This window comes from Endozoicomonas sp. SCSIO W0465 (assembly GCF_023716865.1).
GTDB lineage: Bacteria > Pseudomonadota > Gammaproteobacteria > Pseudomonadales > Endozoicomonadaceae > Endozoicomonas.
In genome coordinates this window covers 1,705,233-1,727,662 of record NZ_CP092417.1, presented here as the reverse complement: position 1 = coordinate 1,727,662, position 22,430 = coordinate 1,705,233, and the positions used below count along the sequence as shown (strand labels likewise).

19 protein-coding genes and 2 rRNA genes are annotated in these 22,430 nt (G+C 48.0%); 9 read left to right on the top strand and 12 right to left on the bottom strand.

Annotation, left to right across the window (positions count from 1 at the left end; translation table 11 throughout):
- Window positions 1-185: 185 nt before the first annotated feature.
- Both MJO57_RS07355 and rrf read left to right on the top strand, forming a co-directional pair.
- Window positions 186-3,805 (top strand): 23S ribosomal RNA (locus MJO57_RS07355).
- Window positions 3,806-4,000: 195 nt separating this feature from the next.
- Window positions 4,001-4,116 (top strand): 5S ribosomal RNA (rrf, locus tag MJO57_RS07350).
- A 72-nt stretch (window positions 4,117-4,188) separates the two neighbouring features.
- On the opposite strand, the gene MJO57_RS07345 is transcribed toward rrf, so the two are convergent.
- From MJO57_RS07345 to MJO57_RS07335, 3 genes are all read right to left on the bottom strand, one after another.
- Window positions 4,189-4,449: a helix-turn-helix domain-containing protein gene (locus MJO57_RS07345; protein WP_066017891.1), complete on the bottom strand. Its 261-nt coding sequence runs from the start codon at window positions 4,447-4,449 to the stop codon at window positions 4,189-4,191.
- 106 nt (window positions 4,450-4,555) lie between these two features.
- Window positions 4,556-5,803: a hypothetical protein gene (locus tag MJO57_RS07340; protein ID WP_252020720.1), complete on the bottom strand. Its 1,248-nt coding sequence runs from the start codon at window positions 5,801-5,803 to the stop codon at window positions 4,556-4,558.
- 69 nt (window positions 5,804-5,872) lie between these two features.
- The gene (locus MJO57_RS07335; protein ID WP_066017883.1) at window positions 5,873-6,196 is read right to left on the bottom strand and encodes a hypothetical protein; all 324 of its coding nucleotides are present in this window, start codon (window positions 6,194-6,196) and stop codon (window positions 5,873-5,875) included.
- Window positions 6,197-6,361: 165 nt separating this feature from the next.
- Between MJO57_RS07335 and MJO57_RS07330 the strand changes: the two genes are divergently transcribed.
- Window positions 6,362-7,891, top strand: coding sequence for a transposase (locus tag MJO57_RS07330; RefSeq protein ID WP_252024127.1), 1,530 nt, complete (start codon window positions 6,362-6,364; stop codon window positions 7,889-7,891).
- Window positions 7,892-8,092: 201 nt separating this feature from the next.
- On the opposite strand, the gene ssb is transcribed toward MJO57_RS07330, so the two are convergent.
- From ssb to MJO57_RS07300, 6 genes are all read right to left on the bottom strand, one after another.
- Window positions 8,093-8,605, bottom strand: coding sequence for a single-stranded DNA-binding protein (gene ssb, locus MJO57_RS07325; RefSeq protein WP_252020718.1), 513 nt, complete (start codon window positions 8,603-8,605; stop codon window positions 8,093-8,095).
- 27 nt (window positions 8,606-8,632) lie between these two features.
- Window positions 8,633-9,193: a transposase gene (locus MJO57_RS07320; protein WP_252024125.1), complete on the bottom strand. Its 561-nt coding sequence runs from the start codon at window positions 9,191-9,193 to the stop codon at window positions 8,633-8,635.
- Entirely contained in the window at window positions 9,166-10,206 is a 1,041-nt protein-coding gene (locus tag MJO57_RS07315; RefSeq protein WP_252024123.1) for an IS1595 family transposase, read from the bottom strand. Before MJO57_RS07315 ends, MJO57_RS07320 begins: the two co-directional genes overlap by 28 nt.
- A 60-nt stretch (window positions 10,207-10,266) precedes the next feature.
- The gene (locus MJO57_RS07310; protein WP_252024121.1) at window positions 10,267-11,163 is read right to left on the bottom strand and encodes an IS66 family transposase; all 897 of its coding nucleotides are present in this window, start codon (window positions 11,161-11,163) and stop codon (window positions 10,267-10,269) included.
- Window positions 11,160-12,422, bottom strand: coding sequence for a group II intron reverse transcriptase/maturase (gene ltrA / locus MJO57_RS07305; protein ID WP_252017357.1), 1,263 nt, complete (start codon window positions 12,420-12,422; stop codon window positions 11,160-11,162). Before ltrA ends, MJO57_RS07310 begins: the two co-directional genes overlap by 4 nt.
- A 565-nt stretch (window positions 12,423-12,987) precedes the next feature.
- Window positions 12,988-13,197: a DUF6444 domain-containing protein gene (locus MJO57_RS07300; RefSeq protein WP_252017356.1), complete on the bottom strand. Its 210-nt coding sequence runs from the start codon at window positions 13,195-13,197 to the stop codon at window positions 12,988-12,990.
- Between MJO57_RS07300 and MJO57_RS07295 the strand changes: the two genes are divergently transcribed.
- The 6 genes from MJO57_RS07295 (at window position 13,196) to MJO57_RS07270 (ending at window position 18,772) form a co-directional block, all read left to right on the top strand.
- Complete coding sequence (locus MJO57_RS07295) at window positions 13,196-13,336, top strand: hypothetical protein (RefSeq protein ID WP_252024119.1); 141 nt, start codon at window positions 13,196-13,198, stop codon at window positions 13,334-13,336. The genes MJO57_RS07300 and MJO57_RS07295 overlap by 2 nt on opposite strands.
- The gene (locus MJO57_RS07290) at window positions 13,287-14,321 is read left to right on the top strand and encodes an IS110 family transposase (RefSeq protein ID WP_252026978.1); all 1,035 of its coding nucleotides are present in this window, start codon (window positions 13,287-13,289) and stop codon (window positions 14,319-14,321) included. Before MJO57_RS07295 ends, MJO57_RS07290 begins: the two co-directional genes overlap by 50 nt.
- Before the next feature lie 99 nt (window positions 14,322-14,420).
- On the top strand, window positions 14,421-15,578 hold the full coding sequence (locus MJO57_RS07285; protein ID WP_252024117.1) for an IS4 family transposase: 1,158 nt from the start codon (window positions 14,421-14,423) through the stop codon (window positions 15,576-15,578).
- A 382-nt stretch (window positions 15,579-15,960) separates the two neighbouring features.
- Window positions 15,961-16,665, top strand: coding sequence for a phasin family protein (locus tag MJO57_RS07280; RefSeq protein ID WP_252024115.1), 705 nt, complete (start codon window positions 15,961-15,963; stop codon window positions 16,663-16,665).
- 79 nt (window positions 16,666-16,744) lie between these two features.
- Window positions 16,745-17,962 carry a polyhydroxyalkanoate depolymerase gene (locus MJO57_RS07275; protein ID WP_256493248.1) on the top strand — a complete coding sequence of 406 codons (1,218 nt, stop codon included), beginning with the start codon at window positions 16,745-16,747 and terminating at the stop codon, window positions 17,960-17,962.
- A 15-nt stretch (window positions 17,963-17,977) separates the two neighbouring features.
- Entirely contained in the window at window positions 17,978-18,772 is a 795-nt protein-coding gene (locus tag MJO57_RS07270; RefSeq protein WP_252024113.1) for a 3-hydroxybutyrate dehydrogenase, read from the top strand.
- A gap of 9 nt (window positions 18,773-18,781) precedes the next feature.
- Here MJO57_RS07270 and MJO57_RS07265 read toward each other — a convergent pair whose 3' ends face one another.
- From MJO57_RS07265 to MJO57_RS07255, 3 genes are read right to left on the bottom strand one after another with little or no spacing between them, the layout of a single operon-like run.
- On the bottom strand, window positions 18,782-18,949 hold the full coding sequence (locus tag MJO57_RS07265) for a hypothetical protein (RefSeq protein WP_252024111.1): 168 nt from the start codon (window positions 18,947-18,949) through the stop codon (window positions 18,782-18,784).
- Complete coding sequence (locus MJO57_RS07260; RefSeq protein WP_252017470.1) at window positions 18,930-20,588, bottom strand: transposase; 1,659 nt, start codon at window positions 20,586-20,588, stop codon at window positions 18,930-18,932. The genes MJO57_RS07265 and MJO57_RS07260 overlap by 20 nt, the downstream gene beginning before the upstream one ends.
- A 56-nt stretch (window positions 20,589-20,644) precedes the next feature.
- A complete protein-coding gene (locus MJO57_RS07255; protein WP_252024109.1) occupies window positions 20,645-21,916 on the bottom strand; it encodes a dynamin family protein in 1,272 nt (423 codons plus the stop codon).
- Window positions 21,917-22,430 lie beyond the last annotated feature (514 nt).

Here is a 22,430-nt window from a genome sequence, read left to right as displayed (position 1 = left end):
ATGAAAATTCTTGCTGAGACACTCTCAAGTTAATTACCGAAAGGTAATAGCTAATGTGTATGGCGATGAATTCATAGCGATATGAATTCATTTGATCGTTAAGGTAGTTATTTACCATTGCTTTTACGGGCCGCGGGTAGCGGGTGGCGGGAAGCGAACCTGAAACAGATTGCTTCGGGTTATATGGTCAAGTGACTAAGCGTACACGGTGGATGCCTTGGCAGTCAGAGGCGATGAAGGACGTGGTAATCTGCGATAAGTCTTGGGGAGCTGATAAACAAGCTGTGATCCAGGAATTTCCGAATGGGGAAACCCAACGGCATAAGCCGTTATTCCTTAGCTGAATACATAGGCTTTGGAAGGCGAACCCGGGGAACTGAAACATCTAAGTACCCGGAGGAAAAGAAATCAATTGAGATTCCCCCAGTAGCGGCGAGCGAACGGGGACCAGCCCTTAAGCAATTTTTGGTTTAGTGGAAGACTCTGGAAAGTGTCGCCATAGTGGGTGATAGCCCCGTACACGAAAGGCCAATCATTGTGAAATCGAGTAGGACGGGACACGTGAAATCCTGTTTGAACATGGGGGGACCATCCTCCAAGGCTAAATACTCCTGACTGACCGATAGTGAACCAGTACCGTGAGGGAAAGGCGAAAAGAACCCCGTTGAGGGGAGTGAAATAGAACCTGAATCCGTGTACGTACAAGCAGTGGGAGTCGGTGGACAGTTGACAGTGGACAGTAGACAGTTAATGTGCAAAAGCACGGTTGACTGCAAGGCTGAAACACCGTCGCTGGATGATAGAACGTCGGAATGGAACAGGGAGCCAGAAACAGGCACTTCCTGAACCGTTCACCGTCTACTGTCAACTGTCCACTGATGACTGCGTACCTTTTGTATAATGGGTCAGCGACTTACTTTCAGTGGCAAGGTTAACCGCATAGGGGAGCCGTAGGGAAACCGAGTCTTAATAGGGCGTGTTCTTCGGAACAACAGTCGCTGGGAGTAGACCCGAAACCGGGCGATCTATCCATGGGCAGGTTGAAGGTTGAGTAACATCAACTGGAGGACCGAACCGACTATCGTTGAAAAGCTAGCGGATGACCTGTGGATAGGAGTGAAAGGCTAATCAAGCCCGGAGATAGCTGGTTCTCCTCGAAAGCTATTTAGGTAGCGCCTCGTGTCTCACCATCGGGGGTAGAGCACTGTTTGGGCTAGGGGGTCATCCCGACTTACCAACCCCATGCAAACTCCGAATACCGATGAGTGCAATCACGGGAGACACACGGCGGGTGCTAACGTCCGTCGTGGAAAGGGAAACAACCCAGACCGTCAGCTAAGGTCCCAAAGTAACAGTTAAGTGGGAAACGATGTGAGAAGGCCCAGACAGCCAGGAGGTTGGCTTAGAAGCAGCCACCCTTTAAAGAAAGCGTAATAGCTCACTGGTCGAGTCGGCTCGCGCGGAAGATTTAACGGGGCTCAAACTGTTCACCGAAGCTACGGGGTTCAGTGGGCAGTTGACAGTGGACAGTACACAGTTTGTTGAGTAAGTCATGCAAGGTTTTGAGCAATTGGAAGTTTTCAAAAAAGCGTATCGGACTTCACTTGAAGTTCATAAGCTAACATTTGACTTTCCAAAGCATGAACAAGTGCGTGGGCTTGCTGATCAAATGCGCAGAGCCAGTAAAGGCATATGCGCAAATGTTGCTGAAGGCTATGGCAAAATGAGTATTTCAAAAGCTGAATTTCGAAGGTTCTTATTAATGGCCATCGGATCAGCCGACGAAATGCGAGTATGGATCAGATACTCACTGGATCTCGGATACATCGAGAAAAATCAGTGGGAACACCTGAAAACTGAATACCAGACAATTGCCAAAATGCTAACGAATTTGCACAAAAGTCACCAATGACTCAAGGCAAAACCGTCCACCGTCTACTGTCAACTGTCTACTGAACCGGTAGAGGAGCGTTCTGTAAGCCGTTGAAGGTGCATCGGGAGGTGTGCTGGAGGTATCAGAAGTGCGAATGCTGACATGAGTAACGACAAGGGGAGTGAGAAGCTCCCCCGCCGGAAGACCAAGGGTTCCTGCGCAACGCTAATCGGCGCAGGGTGAGTCGGCCCCTAAGGTGAGGTCGAAAGACGTAATCGATGGGAAACAGGTCAATATTCCTGTACCCCTTCTGACTGCGACGGAGTGACGGAGAAGGCTAGGTCAGCGCAGCGTTGGTTGTCTGCGTTTAAGATAGTAGGCAAGGGATCCAGGCAAATCCGGATCGCTCTCTTAATTGAGAATGCCGAGAATTGATGACGAGGTTCTACGGAACTGAAGTGATTGATGCCATGCTTCCAGGAAAAACTCTAAGCATCAGGTCAGAAGGGACCGTACCCCAAACCGACACAGGTGGTCAGGTAGAGAATACCAAGGCGCTTGAGAGAACTCGGGTGAAGGAACTAGGCAAAATGGCACCGTAACTTCGGGAGAAGGTGCGCCGGCTTTGGTGATCGGACTTGCTCCGTAAGCTGAGGCTGGTCGAAGATACCAGGTGGCTGCGACTGTTTATTAAAAACACAGCACTGTGCCAACACGAAAGTGGACGTATACGGTGTGACGCCTGCCCGGTGCCGGAAGGTTAATTGATGGGGTTATCCCACCCCCAAATTTTTTTTGCTGCAAGGCAAACGGCTGAGCGAGTGAAGGAGTTTACATACAAGTAAATGACTGAACGAGCGAAGACGTTTAACGCAGTCAGCAAGAAAAATTTGGAGGTGGGAGAAGCTCTTGATCGAAGCCCCGGTAAACGGCGGCCGTAACTATAACGGTCCTAAGGTAGCGAAATTCCTTGTCGGGTAAGTTCCGACCTGCACGAATGGCGTAACGATGGCCACGCTGTCTCCACCCGAGACTCAGTGAAATTGAAATCGCTGTTAAGATGCAGCGTATCCGCGGCTAGACGGAAAGACCCCGTGAACCTTTACTACAGCTTCACAGTGGATCTTGATGTTGCTTGTGTAGGATAGGTGGGAGGCTTTGAAGCGGTGACGCCAGTCATCGTGGAGCCAACCTTGAAATACCACCCTGGCAATATTGAGGTTCTAACCCGGGTCCCGAAACGGGATCGGGGACATTGTGTGGTGGGTAGTTTGACTGGGGCGGTCTCCTCCCAAAGAGTAACGGAGGAGCACGAAGGTGTGCTAAGTACGGTCGGACATCGTACGGTTAGTGTAAAGGCACAAGCACGCTTGACTGCGAGAGGTACATCTCGAGCAGGTACGAAAGTAGGTCTTAGTGATCCGGTGGTTCTGCATGGAAGGGCCATCGCTCAACGGATAAAAGGTACTCCGGGGATAACAGGCTGATACCGCCCAAGAGTTCACATCGACGGCGGTGTTTGGCACCTCGATGTCGGCTCATCACATCCTGGGGCTGAAGCCGGTCCCAAGGGTATGGCTGTTCGCCATTTAAAGTGGTACGCGAGCTGGGTTTAGAACGTCGTGAGACAGTTCGGTCCCTATCTGCCGTGGACGTTGGAAGTTTGAGAAGAGCTGCTCCTAGTACGAGAGGACCGGAGTGGACGGACCACTGGTGTTCGGGTTGTGTCGCCAGACGCATTGCCCGGTAGCTATGTTCGGACGGGATAACCGCTGAAAGCATCTAAGCGGGAAGCCCCCTTCAAGATGAGACTTCCCTGAGACTTTAAGTCTCCTAAAGAGCCGTTCAAGACCAGGACGTTGATAGGTTGGGTGTGTAAGCGCTGTGAGGCGTTGAGCTAACCAATACTAATGACTCGTGCGGCTTGACCATATAACGCCAAAGCGATCTCCAGTAGACAGTAGACAGTAGACAGTAGACAGTAGACAGTTTACTGTGAACAGTTAGAGCCATACATGTAGAGTGTTATGCAAGAATATAAAGCTTAAATAGTGGATTCCTGGTTAATAGTGATAACTGATAACAGTCAACTGTTCACTGTTCACTGTTAACCGACAACCAGATAAGCCTGGCGACCATAGAAAGTTAGAACCACCTGATCCCATCCCGAACTCAGCAGTGAAATGACTTATCGCCGATGGTAGTGTGGGGTTTCCCCATGTGAGAGTAGGTCATCGCCAGGCACCCAATTTAAAGTGTAGAAAAAACAAAGGCTTCCCTACGGAAGCCTTTTGTGCGTTTGGTCAGGTTCGGAATCAGTTCGGATAGTCGCCGAAATTTTTATCCGACTCAGCCTGTGCCAGGGTTTCATAGGATTGCTGCTGGTCCAGCCACGCTTTCAGGTCTTCGACCCGGTAGCGGATGGAACGTCCGAGTTTGAGAAATGGGGGCGGGGTCTGGCCAAACAGCACGCCCGATACTCTTGATTTATCCAGAGCACTTTTACAGACCCCGATGTACAACGCGGCTTCGCGGGTTGAGTAATTGATGCATTCGATGGGGGATTTCACGTCCATGCCATGGTCTCCTTTCCTGGCGATCGGATAACAGGGTTCTGTTATCCCGTAAGATGCTTCAACTGCCATGAAGCGTGTTCTTCTGCTTCCTGAATCATCTCCGGTTTTAATGGAAAAATTTCAGGATGTCATAACCCAGTACCGGCTGTGCGTTACTGGTGGTCAGTCGCTTGCTCTGTCGGTTATGAAATAGGGTTTCGGTGGGGTCGTACATCAGGCCGTACTGCCAGCCCCTATCGGTGAGCAGGTATTTCCCTTTTTTCCCCTGTCCGGTCCATTTGATGATACGGTGTTTCTCCAGCACCTCGACCACATGCTGACGGCTTCTGCCAATAAATTCCCCCAGTTCCACCAGTGAGAAGTAATCGTCCAACTCGTAGCGGTTCCGTTTGCGCTTTGGTTTTCTTGGCACGGGCTCGCAGTCTTCGTCTGACCCATACAGTGGTGGGTCAGCATCGTGGCTATTCCGATCCATTGGCACCGTTTCGGGGCCGGCATCGGTCCTGGGAACTAAACGATCCAGCACGGTCTGATACCACTTCACCTGCTTTACCGGAGTACCGCTGTGGTGGGACTTCCCGGTGTCGAGGATTTCACAGAACGGCGTTCCAAGGTCGGTCGGTATCCACTGCCGGTCGATCTTGGTTTGCAGTCTTGCTGCTTCCAGCCGTCGGTTTACCTCTCGGGCGTCCTGGGGTGATGTCATCATCTGCCCGAGCTGGGTTGGGGTAAATGTCATTTGCTGAACGGGTGCGATCAGTTGTCTCTGACCCATGGCTTCCAGCGGGGAGAAACCGATCTGGCTTTTCAGCAGCCGGTCAGCGGAGAGCAGTTTCTGGTTGCCGGTAAAGCCCAGTGCTTCGGCAAAGGCGATGGCTTTCAGGGAAGTGGCCATGTTGATTTCGAGCAACACCTGCGGTGTGTCGTTCTCCCGTTGATCCAGCGCTGGCTTTTCGGATGACGGATGTATATTGAGCGCATCCGTGAGTTGCTGTTTCCGCTTTTCATCAATGGCCTCTTGTCTGGCCTGTTTGCCTTCCTGGGTCATGGCGGACAGCAGAACATGGTTCGCGGCATTCACCGAAAAGTGATAAACCCGTCTGGGACGGCCTCCAGAACTTTGCAACATCGATGTTGTAAAGTCCTTTCCTTCGCAAAACTCATGCTTTGCGATCTGTCGTTTAATCGCCTGAGCCACGGTTTTGGATTCCAGGTTAAAGCCACAGACGGTTTGCAGCAGCTCCTCACCTTCTACCTGCTCATGCCCTTCAGGGTTGAGTCGAATGATACCGGCGCGTCGGATTTTCAGTTCAGCCTGATCTAGGCTGGTGATGGTGCTGTTTTTATTAAGCACTGTGTTGTCCATAGTCAACGTCCTCTCGCTTCCTTGCTCTTCAGCGTTGTGTGACTGCTCTGGTGTCTATCAGTGAATGCGTTCCGTTGAATGATGGTTAGGGTACGGGTCATTTTCCTGCAGGCGTTGCAGGATCAGTCCGGTGACCAGCATGGATTGATCCCTCGCTAGAGGGCTGTGAATACCCACGGTAATGGCCACGATCAGGGCGGTCATTTCGATCATCACGGTTTCAGCATCCAGTGGCAGTCCTCCCATTCGATCGCCGATCCGATCTGCAATGCGGATTTTTTCCGAGAGTTCCGCTTCCTCTTTGCGGGTGTTGATGCCCGCTGCGCGTTTATGTTTGATCTCCAGGGCCAGAGCCAGGTCATCGGCCGTTAATCCATCCATGGGCTGCCATTCTCCGTTGGGTTAGAAAGTTCTCGTCCAAAAACACAACCAATTGAAAACTGTAGATTTTATCCTGAAAAATTAAGTGGAGCCCTACTGCTATCTGGCGACTAAACTTCCCAAGAGCAAGAAACATAAGGGATTGCCAAAAACAGAGGACTCCAAATGCGCAAAAAACGCAACCCGCAGTGTAGTATGGAACTCCATTACGTACCTCATGAAATCTGCTCCCAGCTTTCCGGTATCTCGCAATGGCTTGACGCCCATCCACAGTTCAATGACTGGATTTATGAGGACTTAAGTTCTGGTGATAAACAGAACACTGGGCGGAACGGACTATCAGCAGAATCCGTTCTTCGTGCGGCACTCCTGAAACAGTATTTGAATTGTGATTATGACTACTTGTCGTTTGTTTTGATGGACTCCATGCTCTTTCGAGACTTTTGTCGCCTCGAACCAAACCAGCGCCCCAGTCGCTCCAGTTTGCATGGGCTCATCAGCCTTCTTACTGCATCTACATGGGAACGGATTAATAACTGTCAGCTAATGACCGCTAAAGATCAGGGTATTGAAAAAGGGCGCACTGTGGCTATTGACAGCACAGTCACCGAATCGGATATCAAACCTCCTTGCGACAGTGATCTTTTAGCCAGTTCCGTTAAAGAAATTTGTCGGCTGCTGGAACGGGGACAAACACTGACAGCGACACCGCTTTATGAATATACCCATCACAACCGAGCCGTAAAAGATGCGGCCAGAAAATGCATCTACGCTGGCAAAGAAGAGCGGCATCAGCATTATAAAAAACTGCTGCAGTTGACCCGAAAATCCCGGAAGGTACTTATCGAAGCTACTGTCACGCTAGCAAACGCCCGTCAGCAGGGGCAGTGTCTCCTGGCTGATGATGCCGACAAGTGGCAGGCCGATGTGGATCACCTGTTACCCCTGGTGGATGCAATAGTCTCCCAGACAGAGCGCAGGGTCTTTAAGGGTGAAAAGGTGCCAGCCCAGGAAAAAGTGGTTAGCCTGTATGAACCCCATACGGATATCATCGTAAAAGACAGGCGGCAAGTACAGTATGGCCATAAACTGAACCTGGTTCAGGGAAAAAGTCGATTGATCCTGGACCTGGTTATTGAGGAAGGTAACCCAGCGGATTCGGACCAATTCATTCCGATGATGGAAAGACAAAAAGAAATGGCTCTTATTGGATTACAGACTGTTCCCAGATTGAACCTGGCTGAAGCACTTATCATTAAAGGCTCTCAGAGCTTTGCTCGGCAATTTGCCCTCAAGCCTTACATTGCGTGGTCCACATCCAATTTTCACTGCAGAGCAGTTCGGAAATCAAATAGAGCCAAAGAAATTTATGGTCGTGTACCTCGCCAGACAAGCGGTGACGGCGGATACGCGTGTCGCGCTAATTTGGAAAAAGCCAAGGCCATGGGAATCAGCGATGTAGCTTTTAATAAGAAGCGCGGACTTGAAGTCGAAGAGATGACTAAAAGTCAGTATGTGTATAAAACGCTCTTTCGCTTCCGGGCAGGTATTGAAGCGGGAATTTCGTGGCTAAAGAGATGTTTTGGGCTATCACGTTGCCACTGCAAGGGTTCTGAGCGTTTTGATTCTCATTGCTGGTTATCGGTGGTCTGTTACAACCTGGTGATTCTGGCCAGACACCCGGCACCATCCTGATAGCCACCTCCACGCTACATGAAAGTACCTTTCCAGCATGGTGGGAGGATGTTTTCTGCCTGCTTTTCGCGTTTTTCTCCAATATCCGTCCCAGATTAGAGAAAAAAAGGGAAGAGTTTTTGCGGCTCTCTGGAATTTCAGGAAATATCAAAACGCACGTACAATCTAATTATGATTGCCTGATGCGTTTTTGGACGAGAACTAGAAAGGAATCGAGTCATCGTAGTCGTCATACCCCTCAGCGGGTGGCGATGACGGCGGGTTCGTCTTGGTTGGGTAGCGGGTGTTCTGTGGCTGGTGATGGTTGCCGTGGTGAGCGGCGTGTTGTGGTGGCTGATGCTGTTGTTGTTGCTGGGCAGGCTGCTCATTCAGCTTGTCCAGGATCTGAATCTGTCCGTTGAAGCCGGTGACCACGACTTCCGTGGTGTATCGGTCCTGGCCGTGATTGTCCTGCCACTTGCGGGTCTGGAGTTTGCCTTCGATGTAGAGCTTGCTGCCCTTGCGCACCAGCTGCTGGGCAATGTCTGCCAGCTTGCCGAAGGTGACGATGCGGTGCCACTCGGTTCTTTCCTGTGGCTGTCCGTTCCGGTCCTTCCATTTCTCCGAGGTAGCAAGACTGATGTTGGCCACCGCTTCGCCACCGGGGGTATAGCGCACGACGGGGTCCTGCCCGACATGCCCAACCAGGATGACTTTATTAACGCCTCTGCTCATTAAGGTTCTCCTTTAGTTCAGGGGTAACTATTCAGCACTGAGCAAAGGCATATTACAGTAATTCCGAACAGCTCTATGAAGTGATTGATATATGTCCATTCCCTGTTTTCTGGCAGACGACAAATAGCTGCGAATCCGTGCAAACATAGAACCACCGTCTGCACTCCTGAAGCAGCCTGAGATTTTCTGCTTTAACTTGGCCATTCGAACATCCCGCTCACTGCCATTGTTATCGAAGGGAATGGTAAAATCTGACATGAAGCGCAGTGTCTCAGCCTTGAACTCAGTGAGTCGTTTGAAGAGATTGTAAGCTTTAGTATTCTTGACTTTCTTGCGCTTAAGCTCCTCTCGTTGCTTCTCCATATAGACGACTTCTTTCATTAGAGCCCGCTGAAGCAACCGGTCATAAATCTTCTCGATTCGTTCACAGACAACACTTGGCATCTGTAGCATACCTATGGTCTTAAAGCCCTTGCAGTAATGCCAGGAAAGCCTCAGTAGCTTCATCAATCGCAACGCCAGTTGATTGCTGTCCCTATCAACAACACCCAAAAGCTCGGCTAAGTTACCGTTAATGGTTGGAAGCACCAATGTTCAGTAATTCTGCTGATCAACCGGCCAACAGTTAATTTTTTTGCTGCCGTCAGTTCTCGCCTCCAGGCCAGATAATGGGGAAGGTAACGAGTTGCAACCCCTTGGAATACGCCACCAATCCAGCGTTTTAAATGACTGTGATAAGAATTTACAGTCTGGATGTGGTAGATGCCTTCAACAACATGTTGACCTGCTGATGTCACCAGCTCCTTGAAGACAAATCCAAGCTTGTCAGCAAGTTTTTCGTGAGCGAGGTGTGCATCCGCACAGACCGTGGCCTGTATCGATATGCGGCCATTTAAATGCCTGCACAATTCATTAGCACTTTCGTTTTCTAATACACCGTCAACGGTATTTCGATTACGGTCCCGAGCCACCATTACCGGGACTTTTCGGGCTTTGTTGGGATCATTACCCCGCTTTCGGGTTGGCCGTGGAAGGCCTTCTCTTTGCCCTTTGAAGGATTCACGGAAAAATGTTTCATCAAGCTCAGTAATGCCACAAAGCTCTTCTGCTTGATCATTATTAATCACTTCAAGAAAGCGGTGACGCCAGCGGAACGCAGTTTTCAAGTCAATGGCATTCTCAGCAGCAGCTGGTCGCAAGACCATAGAGTGAGTCATACCTGCGAGGTACTTGTTCCATTTTTCAGGGTGCCTGAGCCTTGCCAAAGGCGTTCCACTAAAGGCGTTAAACGTTGAGTCGCAAGTCTTGCAGTGGTAGCGCTGTCGGCCATTTCGTATGCCCCAGCGACCAACGCTATGGCTTTTGCATTTGGGGCACCTGGGGTTTTCGGCAAATTGGGCAAGTATGCTCTTTTCTACGTCAGGTGTTGCATTATCGTTATTGGGTATAGATTCACTGTAAACAGGTTCAGAGTCAGTGGTTTCTACTACCTCGGTAACCTCTATTTGAGTACTAAGGAGCGAGTTGTTAAGAATGTCTCGCTGTTCACTGGTTAATGTTGAAATGGAATCAATACAATTCTGGAAGAGTTCAGATTGCATATCACTCCCCTACAACGTAGATTTTATGGGAGTTTAGCTGATTCAACCATTAACGGTAACTTAGCCCAAAAGCTCCCTCAGGTGATGGGCATTGCAAAGTACGTGAGTTGCCGCATATGCAAAATAGGATTTCCAATGATCATGAACCAGAACGCCTGCAAATGTTAGCAGTATGCCCATCGTGTCCATGGCCTCACGACCTCGCTTTTCAGACAAGTAGTAGAGCGTCCATTGTTCATCCCGCATAACGTGTAGCCAGTGCAAAGAGCCCTCGGCCCGCATACCCGTTTCATCGGCTCCGGCAACAGACGATTCCCGCAAGGCGTCACGAATAACCTCTTCAGTAGAAGCCAGATTTTCATAGGTTCTGGCCACAAAATTGGCGACAGTGCCTGCACTTACACTCATTTTATAGAGAGTATTAAAATACTCTGACACGCGCTTAAAAGGCAGGAAATGGTATTGGTTAAGATAGACGGCCATAGCCTGTGTGGCTGAGCCATATTGTGCGGCAGCGGTAACACCTTCCGGGAATTCAGCCTGATTCCGACAACCACAAGTGCAGATTTTTACTTCAGCTCTATGGGCCGTTACTTCAAATTCACCCGGTCTCCCTGGTTCAAACACCTGTCGTTCAATATATTTGACCGGCTCACTATCAAGAAGAGACGCCTGACATTTATTGCATTCTTTAACCGGAAGGTACTCAATATAGTCAGGGATATCGACCTGTTTAAGACAAGTGCCCTGATGCCCTTTCTTTCCACCGGCTTTATTACCAGAAGACTGTCTCAGACTTTTAGGATTGGGTTTTTCATCCGATGGATCGGTACCTTTATCTGCGGAAAGGTCGTCAGAATGATCTGGAGAATTACTGTTTTTTAATCGGGTAAGGGCCGGTCTTTCTCCAGCCCTCCCCACAGCACCCGGCATGCGGGTCCGCACCGGGCGGTTCAACGATGATGGTGAAACCTGATCCATAAGTCTTTCAATGAAACAAGCCCAATTTTCGCGAGGTAACTGTTATTCAGTGCCTGTTGTACCGCATAGGTTTTACTCAGACGGTAATACCCTTTGCTGCTGGCTGCGATCTTGGCGGCGTTAATTTTATCAACGCCTAACCTGACCAGATTCTTAAAACGGGTTTTCGGCTTGCGCCATTGCTTCAGAAAGCAGCAACGGATTCGCCGACGTATCCATTGATCCAGCAGGGGAATTGGTCGGTGATATTCCGATAACCGGAAATACCCCATCCAACCCCGGATATATTGTGCCAATTTGCGTAACCGATGTTGCATTGAGACACCCCAGCGACGACTGGTCAACTTGAGTATCCGGTATTTGAATCGGTCCAGACACTTCTGGGCCCAGCGAACTTTCTTCCCTGTGAAGGTGAAACTCAGGAATTCGCTTTCTGTTGCTTTCACAACTTTACTTTTCCGGGAGTTAATCTTCAGTTTCAATTTGCGTTCAATGAATTGGGTAATGCTGTGCATCACCCGATCCCCTGCACGCTGACTTTTGACGAGAATCACAAAATCATCACAGTATCTTGCAAAGCAATGACCCCGATATTCAAGCTCCTTGTCGAGTTCGTCGAGGACCACATTAGACAGCAAGGGTGATAAAGGCCCACCCTGTGGCATGCCAACCCTGGTCGGGTAGACATTGCCCTCAATCATGACACCGGAGCGCAGGTAGCTACCAATCAGTTTCAGAAGGCGTTTGTCGCGGACCTTACGGGAGACCCTCGACATCAAAACGTCGTGATTAACCGTATCAAAGAATTTACTCAGATCAACGTCAACAGCGTAATGAAGCCCCCGGTTGATCAACTGCTTAACCTGACGGACTCCGTCGTGTGCTGACCGTCCCGGTCGGTAGCCGAAGCTGTTTGGAGAGAAACCCGGATCAAAGACAGGGGTCAGCACCTGCACAATGGCCTGCTGTATGACCCTATCCATCACGGTAGGGATTCCCAGCAAACGCTCACCGCCGTCCGGCTTTTCTATAACATGTCGGCGCACGGGTGATGGCTGGTAGGTTCCGTCCAATAAGGCTTGACGCACTGAAGGCCAATGCTGTTTGGCAAAGTCTGGATAAGCTTCAATAGTGACTCCATCAATACCCGGAGCACCCTTGTTGCTTTTGACCTGTTTCCATGCACTTGCCAGATTAGCCGGTTCAAGTACGCAATTTAGTAGATCATGGTTCAAAGCTGGTTAAAGATTCTGTCGCCAAGTACGGTGAGTCGCCGGACGGCTGCATCGCCTTGAGGGAATCAGTCTCCTCTTTGTCGTCGATGTTCGGCCCTTCGCTAACGACTTCCCATCCGTTAATGGCTTCTGTCGTACAGCTACTATGGCCTCTGCTGACTTCTGTCCAATCACCACGCGGAGTTACCTCTGCTGGCGCTATTGGTTGCCATCGGGTTTGCTCGAACAGGATGATGAGACCTGTTCGCCGAGCCTGTTGTAACCAGTGGCTGAGAACTGGGAATTACCAATCGCATGTTGAACAGATCTCCCCGGATAAGGACATGAACTTTCAGTGCACAACCGCCGCATTTACCGTGTCTCACGAACCATAGGGCTTTGTGATCCTTGGCTCACTCGCCCAGAGACTCAGCCTTATATGCGATTTCTGTACGTCGGCTCGCACCTTTGCACTCAGACTGCCTCCGCACAGCCCCTCGCGGGACTGCACTTGCCTTAAGCTAGTGGTTGTCATCAGCAGGCGTCTTTACCGCCAGTCAGATGTAGGTTCTCCCACAGGGGACTTTCACCCCATCAGTTCATGCCCATGCCGGGCGTACCAAGGTTTTTGATAACCATCAGACGATGGCGGCTTGCTGCTGTTTTGACTGTTCTTGCCAACCTTTTCTTCCAATTCTCGACATCGCTCTTCCAGACAGGCAACTCTCATCCGCAGCTCTGCATTCTCTTTCAAGAGAATCTCAGCCGACATAGTTGCGGGTAGTTCTGGAATCATGCTGGCGAATATTGTGGAAAAATGGTGCTTAAGAGGATGGTATAAAAATCAGAAAATTCCAGATTTATGTGGGGGTGCTGAACAGTTACATGGAAAGTACCGGTGTCTACTGGAAAAGCATTTACGCATCTATCATTAGTTGCAACCTGAACCCTTGGGTAGTGAATGCCCGGCACGTCAAGAATGTGCCCGGCCGCAAGACGGATACATTGGACAGCCAGTGGCTCGCCCACCTTGCCCATTGCGGCCTGGTTCGCCCGAGCTTTGTACCTCATCCAGATCAGGAACAATTACGTTTACTGACTCGCCGGCGAGACACACTGGTCAAGCAAATGGCCAATGAAAAGAATCGTCTGCATAAAATTCTGGACGACAGCGGTATCCGGCTGGGTGGCCTGATCAGTGATATCAACGGCAAGTCTGGCCAGCGCATGGTAAACGCTCTGATTGATGGTGAATCCCTTCAGGACATTATCAAGAAGGCTGATAGTCGACTGAAGGCCGACAGAAAACAGCTGATGGCCAGTATGGATGAAGAGCTTTCCCCTTCTCATCGAATCGTATTGACAGACATTCGGGATCACATTGATTTTCTGAGCAAGCAGCAAGATAAGCTGGAAGAACAGATTCTCCAAGGCATTGAACCCTGGAAAGAAGCCTGGCAGATACTACAGACGCTGCCCGGAGTCAGCGAAATGAGTGCAGCCACACTGATCGCAGAAATCGGTGATGACATGGGCAAGTTTGGAGGCATGAAGGAAATTGCCTCGTGGGCTGGGCTGTGTCCGGGCAACAACGAGAGTGCTGGCAAATGCAAAAGTGGTCGAACCCGAAAAGGGAACAAGATGATCAAAACGATCTTGTGCGAGGTGGCTAATGCGGCCATCAAGACCAAGAGCCAGTTCAAGGGCAAGTACCAAAGCCTGGTCATTCGCAGGGGCCATAAGCGAAGCCTGGTTGCCATAGCTCACAAGCTCATTCGTGTAATTTATACCTTACTAAAGCTACGCCAGCCTTATATTGATCCTGACACTGATTACGAGGGTTTGATGGTCAGGAAGAATGCGGCACGCTGGTTGAACAAACTGGTCGATTACGGCTACCTGGCTCAGGCCCAGCAATAAGCCTGAGTTTTTATTAATACGAGAGTTCCTTGTTCTTTACAGGGCGGTTGCTTGCACCTTGAGTTCAGGGATTTTCACGGCAAAAAGCAAAGGACAGGCATGAAGCATAGTAACAGCGTTTTCCATCAACTGCTCAAACACCTTCCCCGCCACCAATTCCAGAAGGCTGTTGACCGTCACAAAGGTGATCACCGCGTACGTAGTCTGCCGTGCTGGACTCAGCTTATCAGCCTGATGTTTGCCCAAATGACGGGCCGAACGTCTCTCCGTGACTTGGAGGAGAACTTCAATACCAAGCGTAATCACCACTATCACCTTGGCGTAGAGCGTATAAAGCGGTCATCCCTGTCCGATGCCAATAACAATCGCCCTTCCGCTATCTTTATGGAAACGTTCTTCTACCTTCTCGGCAAAGTCAGGGGAGAGCTACCCAGAAAAGTGGAAGAAGAGATGGTTCGCCTGATTGATTCCACAACCATTGACATGAATCTCAATCAGTTCGAATGGGCAAGCTTCCGAAGTACAAAGGCGGGCATCAAGCTGCATACCGTTTACGATCCGGATGCAGACATACCGACCTATTTTGAAATGACGGCGGCCAAGATAAATGACCGAAAAGCAGCGCACAAACTTCCCATTATACCGGGAGCAACCTATGTCGTAGACCGCGCCTACAATGATTATGGCTGGTACTACAGCTTGACGCAGCAGGGCACACGTTTTGTTGGACGCATGAAATCGAATGCTATTTATGAGGTCATTGAAAACCGGGAAACCACCGCCAGCCACATTCTGGAGGATCAGATTATTCGTCTCTCATCGGTTAAGGCTCAAAAGGATTGTCCAACAGACCTGAGAAGAGTAACGATAGTCAGAGAGGACGATGGAAAGGTGCTGTCGTTTATCACCAATGACCTTGTCAGAACGGCTCAGGAGATAGCGGATCTCTATAAATCCAAGTGGCAGATAGAACTGTTTTTCAAATGGATCAAGCAGAACCTGAAGATCAAACGGTTCCTTGGGCAGAGCGAAAATGCAGTCAAAATCCAAGTGCTCTCAGCCATGATAGTCTACCTGTTGCTGAGGCTTACCCAGATCACAACACACTGTAAATTATCACTACAGCAAATAGCCCGCAGAGTCGGCCTGAACCTAACCAGTCGCTGCTCGTTGTTAGAGTTATTCACCGATCCGCCAGAGAAAAACAAAGTCAATTTACACCATAATCAGGGGAGCCTGGAGCTGGTTTATGCTTAACCGGACAGTAGTGGCTGGTGGTGGTGATTTATCTGCCGTTGTCGTCGTTGGTGGTACGTAAGGCTGGGCAGTGGGGCCGAGTGATTACCTGGTGAGTTAATAATGAGCCCGAAGATCCTATGGTCTTCGGGTTTACAAGGGGCAGCGGTTAGGCATCCATTGATCAACTGAAATAAGACCCATTTAAAAAAGGAAGGAATGACATTTTAGGGAGCGTGTTAGGTGGGGCATACTTTATTCTAAGTGGCTTCTGAACTATTTCTTATTTGTATCAAAAATGCTGGATTACGGCAAATATGTTGTTGACTAATAGTCGTGTATTTTTAACAATTTAATTGTTTATTGTTGCGTTGCAGCATAAAAGATTTTCAGGAGAGATGTTATGTTTGAGCAGATCACTGAGCAGTATCAAAAATCCATGAAACCAATGAGCGAGCTGGCTGATATTAATGCCAAGGTGTGTGAGCAGTTGTTGCAGAAACAGACAGGCCTAATAACCCGAATGATCAAAGGCTATGTTAATTATGCTCAGTCTGCAGGTCATCCTGACGATGTCTCTGGAGTTATGGAGGCTCAAAAAGCATACGTTGAGAGCCTGCAGGATAATATTGTCACCACGGCTAAAGATACCTATGCCGTGATAACTGAAGCTCAGGAAAAAGTAGGTGAATTGATGAAAGACGCTTTCACCGAAGCTAAGGAATCTGTTGCTGATGTGACATCCAAAGCCTCCAAAGCTTCACTCAAAACTACTGCTGCTACGAATCTTAAGGTATTCGAACAGCTAATGAAGCAGCAAGCCGATTGGCTGACAGGGATGGTTAAAGACAGTGCTAGCTTTGCTCAGTCTCTGGGGCGTCATGAAGATATGTCGGGAGTCATGGAGGCTCAGAAGGAATACACTGAGAATCTGCAGGAAAAAATGGTGAACACTGCAAAAAACACCTATGCAGTCATGTCTGAAGCTCAGGAAAAAGTGGGTGAAATGATGAAAAGTGCTTTCACTGAGGCCAATAAATCGGCGGTTGATGTGAGGGCTAAAGCGGCCAAGTCTACGACAAAAACTTCAGCGGCTACCAATAAGTAGTAAAGATCACCGTAGCTCTTCTCTGAAGGGCTTTTTAACCGGCTTCAAGCTGTTATGCCTGTCTAATAAAGGGTGACCTATGAGATACGAGGCATACGATTTCTATAATAAAAGTGCCAGCGCCATGCACAATATATATGGCCTTATACTGGATATTGGCACCCACCCACTCAATCCATACAGTCATACTCCCATTGGGCGAACGACCAACGCTGCGTTGGAGTTTGCAATGCGCCTGACCAAGAGTTATGAAAAGCTTGATTTTGATATTGATAGCGTGTTGATCAATGATAAAACTGTTCGCGTCCGAGAGGAGGTTGTGCTCTCAAAATCCTTTTGCGAGTTAGTCCATTTCAAGCGAGTAGGAAGGGAAGATAAAAACAAGGTCCTACTGGTAGCACCGTTGTCAGGCCATCACGCCACGCTGTTGAAGGGCACGGTGGAAGGACTCTTGCCCGATCATGAGGTCTACGTTACTGACTGGTTAGACGCTCGGGAAGTACCTTTAGATGAAGGAGCATTTACCTTTGACCTTCATGTCAGTTATCTGATCGATTTTCTTCAGTTCCTTGGTCAGGACGTTCATTTGGTTGCCATCTGTCAGCCAGCGGTGCAGGCACTGATTGCCACTGCCGTGATGGCGGAAGAAAAAAGTACCTCTACACCAAAAACCTTGACGCTAATGGCGGGCCCCATTGATGTCAGTAAAAATCCTACCCGTGTTAATAAATATTCCCAAGAGCACAGTATGGATTGGTTTCGTGGATTTGCCATTATGACGGTGCCGCCAGGTTACCCCGGTGAAGGACGCGAAGTCTACCCAGGCTTCCTGCAGTTGGGCGGTTTTTTATCGATGAATCTTGACATGCATATTTCTAAGTACCTGGGTTTTTTTCAGAACTTGCTTGAGGGCGATGAGGAAGACGCTGATTGTTTCCGAGCCTTCTACGATGAATATATGGCCGTATTAGACATCCCCGCAGAATTTTATTTGGAAACTATAGAACGTGTTTTTAAAGCTAATGCGTTGGCTCGCAACTCCATCACCTACAATGGCAAGTCCGTCAATTTTGGGGCGATCAATAATACGGCTCTGCTGACGGTTGAAGGTGCTAGTGATGATGTCTGTGGCATAGGACAAACGCAAGCGGCGCACGCTCTGTGTAAAAACATACCCGAGACAATGCGCTGTCATCACTTGCAGGAGGGGGCTGGCCACTATGGGATTTTCAGCGGCTCCAGGTTTCGAAAGTATGTACGTCCTTTGGTGACTGAATTTATTCACGATTACAGTTGAGGGTGGAATAAACTCATGAGTTTGAGTGAGCAACACGCGAATAGGCCTGTCGCACTGGTGACCGGTGGGGCAAGTGGTATAGGTGCCGCTATTGCCAGAGAGCTAGCCCGCGATGGTTTTTATGTAGTGATCAGCGATATCGACCTGAAGGCAGCAGAGAGTATAGTCGCAACTATATGTGAGCATGGCGGTAGTGCATCAGCTTTGTATTTAGATGTTACCCATCAAGAAAGTATCGATGCTTGTAGAAAAACCATCAAGGGAGAATTTACTCGACTTGATGTGTTGGTCAATAACGCGGGCATTCAGCATGTGGCAAAGTTGGAAGAATTTCCTGTCGATAAATGGCAGCTGGTTATCGATGTGCTATTGGTAGGACCTGCCATGTTGACCCGCGCTTTTTTGCCAATGATGAAAGAACAAAAATATGGGCGCATTGTGAATATAGGCTCAATTCACGGTTTGATCGCATCACCCTATAAGAGCGCCTATATCGCAGCGAAGCACGGTCTGCTCGGTTTTAGTAAAACCATTGCGTTAGAAGTGGCCGAGTACGACATCACCATTAACACTATTTGTCCAGCCTATGTAAAAACGCCGCTAGTGGAAAAGCAGATTGCTGACCAGGCTAAGTACTACGGTATCAGCGAAGATGAAGTGATCAGTAAGATTATGCTGGCCCCGATGCCGAAGCAAAGTTTTATTTCTTTGGAAGAGGTTACTGGTAGCGTTTTGTTTTTGTTGAACCCAGTGAGCCGAAATATGACGGGGCAGACAATAGTGTTGGATGGAGCCTGGACCGCCCGCTAATTCATCGGCTTATTTTTCCTCATTATCTGAGTCTTGGTGGGTGAATTTTTGCCAAGTGTCGAGGTTTTGTTCCATGATTTTACTGATCATGCCGATAGGACCAGCATCAATCATATTTTTAAGCAAGCCTTGCATCGTATCCTGTTGCTGTAATTTCTCAAAAACTGCTGGCAGCACCACACGGAAGATGACGTGAAGCCTCCTCAATCAGGTTACTCAATCTCGGAAATAACCCATCGCCCATTAGTCGGCTTTTCAGATAATCCCAAAAAGAGAGACCATACAGGCGACACGTTTTTTTCAGGCTGGCAAAGGTGTCGCGACATTGCCGCCCCAAATCGCTTCGCGTCCCACTACTGATCTTTCGTCGTTTAACATATTCTCGTATCTGACTCTCGCTCAGGTTGTTGTGCAGCGGTAAGCTCGGGTCATCCAGAACCAGTAATAGCTCTTCCTTGATTACAGCCAACCCTGACAGAGCATCCTGAAGAAGCCCACTGCACGTTTGGGTTTGGATCAGCGCCTGGAACCCCTGTCGTACTTTTATTGCCTTTTTTTCAGTTGGCTCTGTCTTGAAGTCTTTAAGGTCATCGTAAATGGCCCAGAACCATGTCCGAAGCCATTTCTGAGCCATGGCCTGCTGATCATTGACCGGATGAACTTTTGCCAGCCCTCGCTCTGCATGTATCCAGCACTGGCTGTGTTTGAAAACGTCGAACTGCCTTGCCCCATCACTGAAGGTGGTAAGATGTCCTGCTCCATGCTGTATCAGGCTGCCATAAATCATGGCTTCACTGGCCTGCTGGCGCCGTCTACCAGTTAGTCTCAGGTCTTTCATACATTCTTCCCAGGCTTCATGGCTCAGGAAGGTGACGCCTCTGTATGGATTAAGAACGCGTAGCCACTTTTTGGGGTAATCCAGTTTTTCCAGATAGATCAAGGCATCGTCGGTGAACGTGTAAGTTGACCATGGGCGGTGCAGTAGGCTTACGAAATTTTCCCGGCTTTTGCTGTCTGTGCTCTCGAACCAGGCAAAGGACTCGTTATTGATGATGGTGCAGTAACCGTTCTTCCCCTTATGCCTTGTTCCCGTGTCGTCTGTCTGGATATAACTTGAACAGCGAATACCTGTAGTCAACAGCTCATCTTTCTCAGCATGGAACTGCTCGTGTCCTTTCGTCAGAAGCTGGCTGAGTTCCCCGCTGGAAATAGAGATTCCAATGTCCCATAGCCAGTCCAGCAGTTCTGGCTGGGTAACGGAGCAACCATGATACTGGTGCAGAACGTAGGCCTGCAGCATTGGCCCGTAATGATGTCCATGAAGGCTGGCTGGCGGTTTGGCCGTAATGGTTTGTCCATCGGGTGTCACCCATTGCTCTAAAAGATATTCAATACTGGATGTTTGTATTGTCAGTTCCTGAACATGAAAAGGGGTGGTTCCATTCCTGATTGATCCCTCCGGAACATCAGTGGCAGCAATGGGTATGGATTTTTCCGCCGATGGCTTTCGGGGCTGTTTACGCTGCTTTCTGGTTTTCTCGTTGGGCTTCTTAACCTTCTGCTTTGACGAGGTGTCTGGGCTGGCTCCATCGTTACCCTCAGGAGCGGATGGATCTCCATCAGGGCTGCCGGTGTCATCATCGGGAGGTTTGGTGTTTGGTTTGATGTCAGGCTTTGCGGGCAGTTTTTTTAGACGACGAATCTCTGCTTCAAGCAATTCTATCTGCTCTTTGAGCTGAATGATCTGCTCTTGCTGCTGAGTGATGAATCTCAGTAGATCTTCAGGTTGTAACTGCTGGTGTTCTAGAAAAGCCATGGTGAGAGGATAGACGACTGACCGAAATTATCCTGCTTCCAGCACTTTTTGAGAAATTACAAATATTCTTTATCCAATACTGCAATGGCAGTGCTGGATTTAACAAGAAGTTTTTCTATCAACTCACTTATTTTTTTCGAATCTTCCTTAGATTCACCGTAACCAGGAGTATCCATAATGCTGAAAGAGCAATTTTTATCTTGTATCACACCACGCAAGGCAGTGAACTCAATTTCGACAACTGGAATTGAACTTGGTTGAAAGAACTCCTCAATATTAAATTTAATTTCGTTACTTTCTTTGCTTAGTTTTTTTAGGATTCTGAACATATAGTTTAGCTCGATTAAGCACTTCTGAATTTTATCCTCTTCCTGATATTGTGATTGAAATTCGTAATCAGGATTTAAAATTGCCTCTAAAACATTTCTTAATTCAGTGTTTATCTTTAGCTTTAATAATTCATGATTATCCTTTAGGGGTTTATCTTTTATATCATGGCCTGTATCCATTTCTTTACGCAGTTTGGACAATAATTCGTTAAAGGTTTTTGTTTTATCCCCAAGTTTCAATACTGGATGTACATTGCCAGGTGTATGACGAATCAGAGTGGGGAGTGCCGTCATGGCAGAGTCTCGGTAGGGTAGATGTTCCATGCCAACAATTGCATTAATTGTTGTCGATTTGCCAGAGTTGAACGCGCCAAATACAGAAAGTATAAATTCATCTCTCTTTATTTTATCTTGCTCATCTTTAATTGATTTAATATTATTTTCTATCTTTCTGATAATATTATTAAAATTAGCGTGTAAGTCTGTATGTTCCTGTGCTTTTTTATAACATTCTTTTACTTTTTCAAGAGATTCTGTTAAAGCTTCTTGATGTTTTTTCAGACAATTTTCCAGTTTAGCCCTATGTTCTTTAGGACTCAAAGTGAAACTAAGTTGTTCTTGGTCAGCTCTCCACATAGTCATGAAACGCTCAGTATAACAATTACTAGCTACGGTTAAAAAAGTGGATTCATGCTGGTTGGTAGGCTCCGACACAAGCCCCATTTTATTAAGAGCTTCCAGATCTTTCTTTTGATAGGCATCCTCTAATAATGGTTTTCCGTTTCGGAACAAGGACATGTTTGGCCCACACTCACAATGCCTTTCACTCAGGCTACCTGTTTCACCAGACTTCAGGTTTTCGTATATACAGTCCAAGTGAGCCTGTGAATGCACTGTACAATTTGTTGTGACCAATGAGCGCCCACCAAATTGAGATTGGCTCGAAACTGCTTCAAGACAGAAAGTGCATCGCTGCTGAGGTGCTGAAGAACTTGGCATGCTACTACTAGAAGGGTTCATTCACACTCCATTTTTATAAACGGGACCGTTGCTTGAAGAGTCAACTTGAAGATGACGATTATTTATTCTTAAAAAACATAAATTCTGAACTGAACAAGGTATTTCTGCCATCAGAACTAACTTATATTTTTGCTCAGTGATTCACCAAACAAGTTGCCTGAAACCGTATCATAAATACTGACACCCTGAAGATCACCTGTGGATAGTAGTACGTTTGGGCTTTGCTTTTTCAAACAGTTTTATCTGTATTCAATCTAAAACTCTAAGTTAGACAAGTTTTATTTATGTAAATAATAATATTTTGAATCATTAATAAAGCCTTATAAATATTATTGAAATAATTAAACAATAACTCGACTTTAGACTTTATCTGAAACGAAAGACTGGTCAGGTTCCACTAAAACAAAAAGCCGGTATCGCTGAATAATTTTTCAGATTCGCTTTTATTACCGGTTTTTCTCTAAAAGCCTTTGTTTATTCAGCCTCTATTTTA

What these genes read in the sequence shown, in the direction of transcription:
- MJO57_RS07345 (WP_066017891.1), bottom strand. Translation starts at nt 4,449, where the DNA reads ATGGACGTGAAATCCCCCATCGAATGCATCAATTACTCAACCCGCGAA.
- MJO57_RS07335 (WP_066017883.1), bottom strand. Translation starts at nt 6,196, where the DNA reads ATGGATGGATTAACGGCCGATGACCTGGCTCTGGCCCTGGAGATCAAA.
- MJO57_RS07330 (WP_252024127.1), top strand. Translation starts at nt 6,362, where the DNA reads ATGCGCAAAAAACGCAACCCGCAGTGTAGTATGGAACTCCATTACGTA.
- ssb (WP_252020718.1), bottom strand. Translation starts at nt 8,605, where the DNA reads ATGAGCAGAGGCGTTAATAAAGTCATCCTGGTTGGGCATGTCGGGCAG.
- MJO57_RS07315 (WP_252024123.1), bottom strand. Translation starts at nt 10,206, where the DNA reads ATGCAATCTGAACTCTTCCAGAATTGTATTGATTCCATTTCAACATTA.
- MJO57_RS07295 (WP_252024119.1), top strand. Translation starts at nt 13,196, where the DNA reads ATGCTGGCGAATATTGTGGAAAAATGGTGCTTAAGAGGATGGTATAAA.
- MJO57_RS07300 (WP_252017356.1), bottom strand. Translation starts at nt 13,197, where the DNA reads ATGATTCCAGAACTACCCGCAACTATGTCGGCTGAGATTCTCTTGAAA.
- MJO57_RS07290 (WP_252026978.1), top strand. Translation starts at nt 13,287, where the DNA reads ATGGAAAGTACCGGTGTCTACTGGAAAAGCATTTACGCATCTATCATT.
- MJO57_RS07285 (WP_252024117.1), top strand. Translation starts at nt 14,421, where the DNA reads ATGAAGCATAGTAACAGCGTTTTCCATCAACTGCTCAAACACCTTCCC.
- MJO57_RS07280 (WP_252024115.1), top strand. Translation starts at nt 15,961, where the DNA reads ATGTTTGAGCAGATCACTGAGCAGTATCAAAAATCCATGAAACCAATG.
- MJO57_RS07275 (WP_256493248.1), top strand. Translation starts at nt 16,745, where the DNA reads ATGAGATACGAGGCATACGATTTCTATAATAAAAGTGCCAGCGCCATG.
- MJO57_RS07270 (WP_252024113.1), top strand. Translation starts at nt 17,978, where the DNA reads ATGAGTTTGAGTGAGCAACACGCGAATAGGCCTGTCGCACTGGTGACC.
- MJO57_RS07260 (WP_252017470.1), bottom strand. Translation starts at nt 20,588, where the DNA reads ATGGCTTTTCTAGAACACCAGCAGTTACAACCTGAAGATCTACTGAGA.
- MJO57_RS07255 (WP_252024109.1), bottom strand. Translation starts at nt 21,916, where the DNA reads ATGCCAAGTTCTTCAGCACCTCAGCAGCGATGCACTTTCTGTCTTGAA.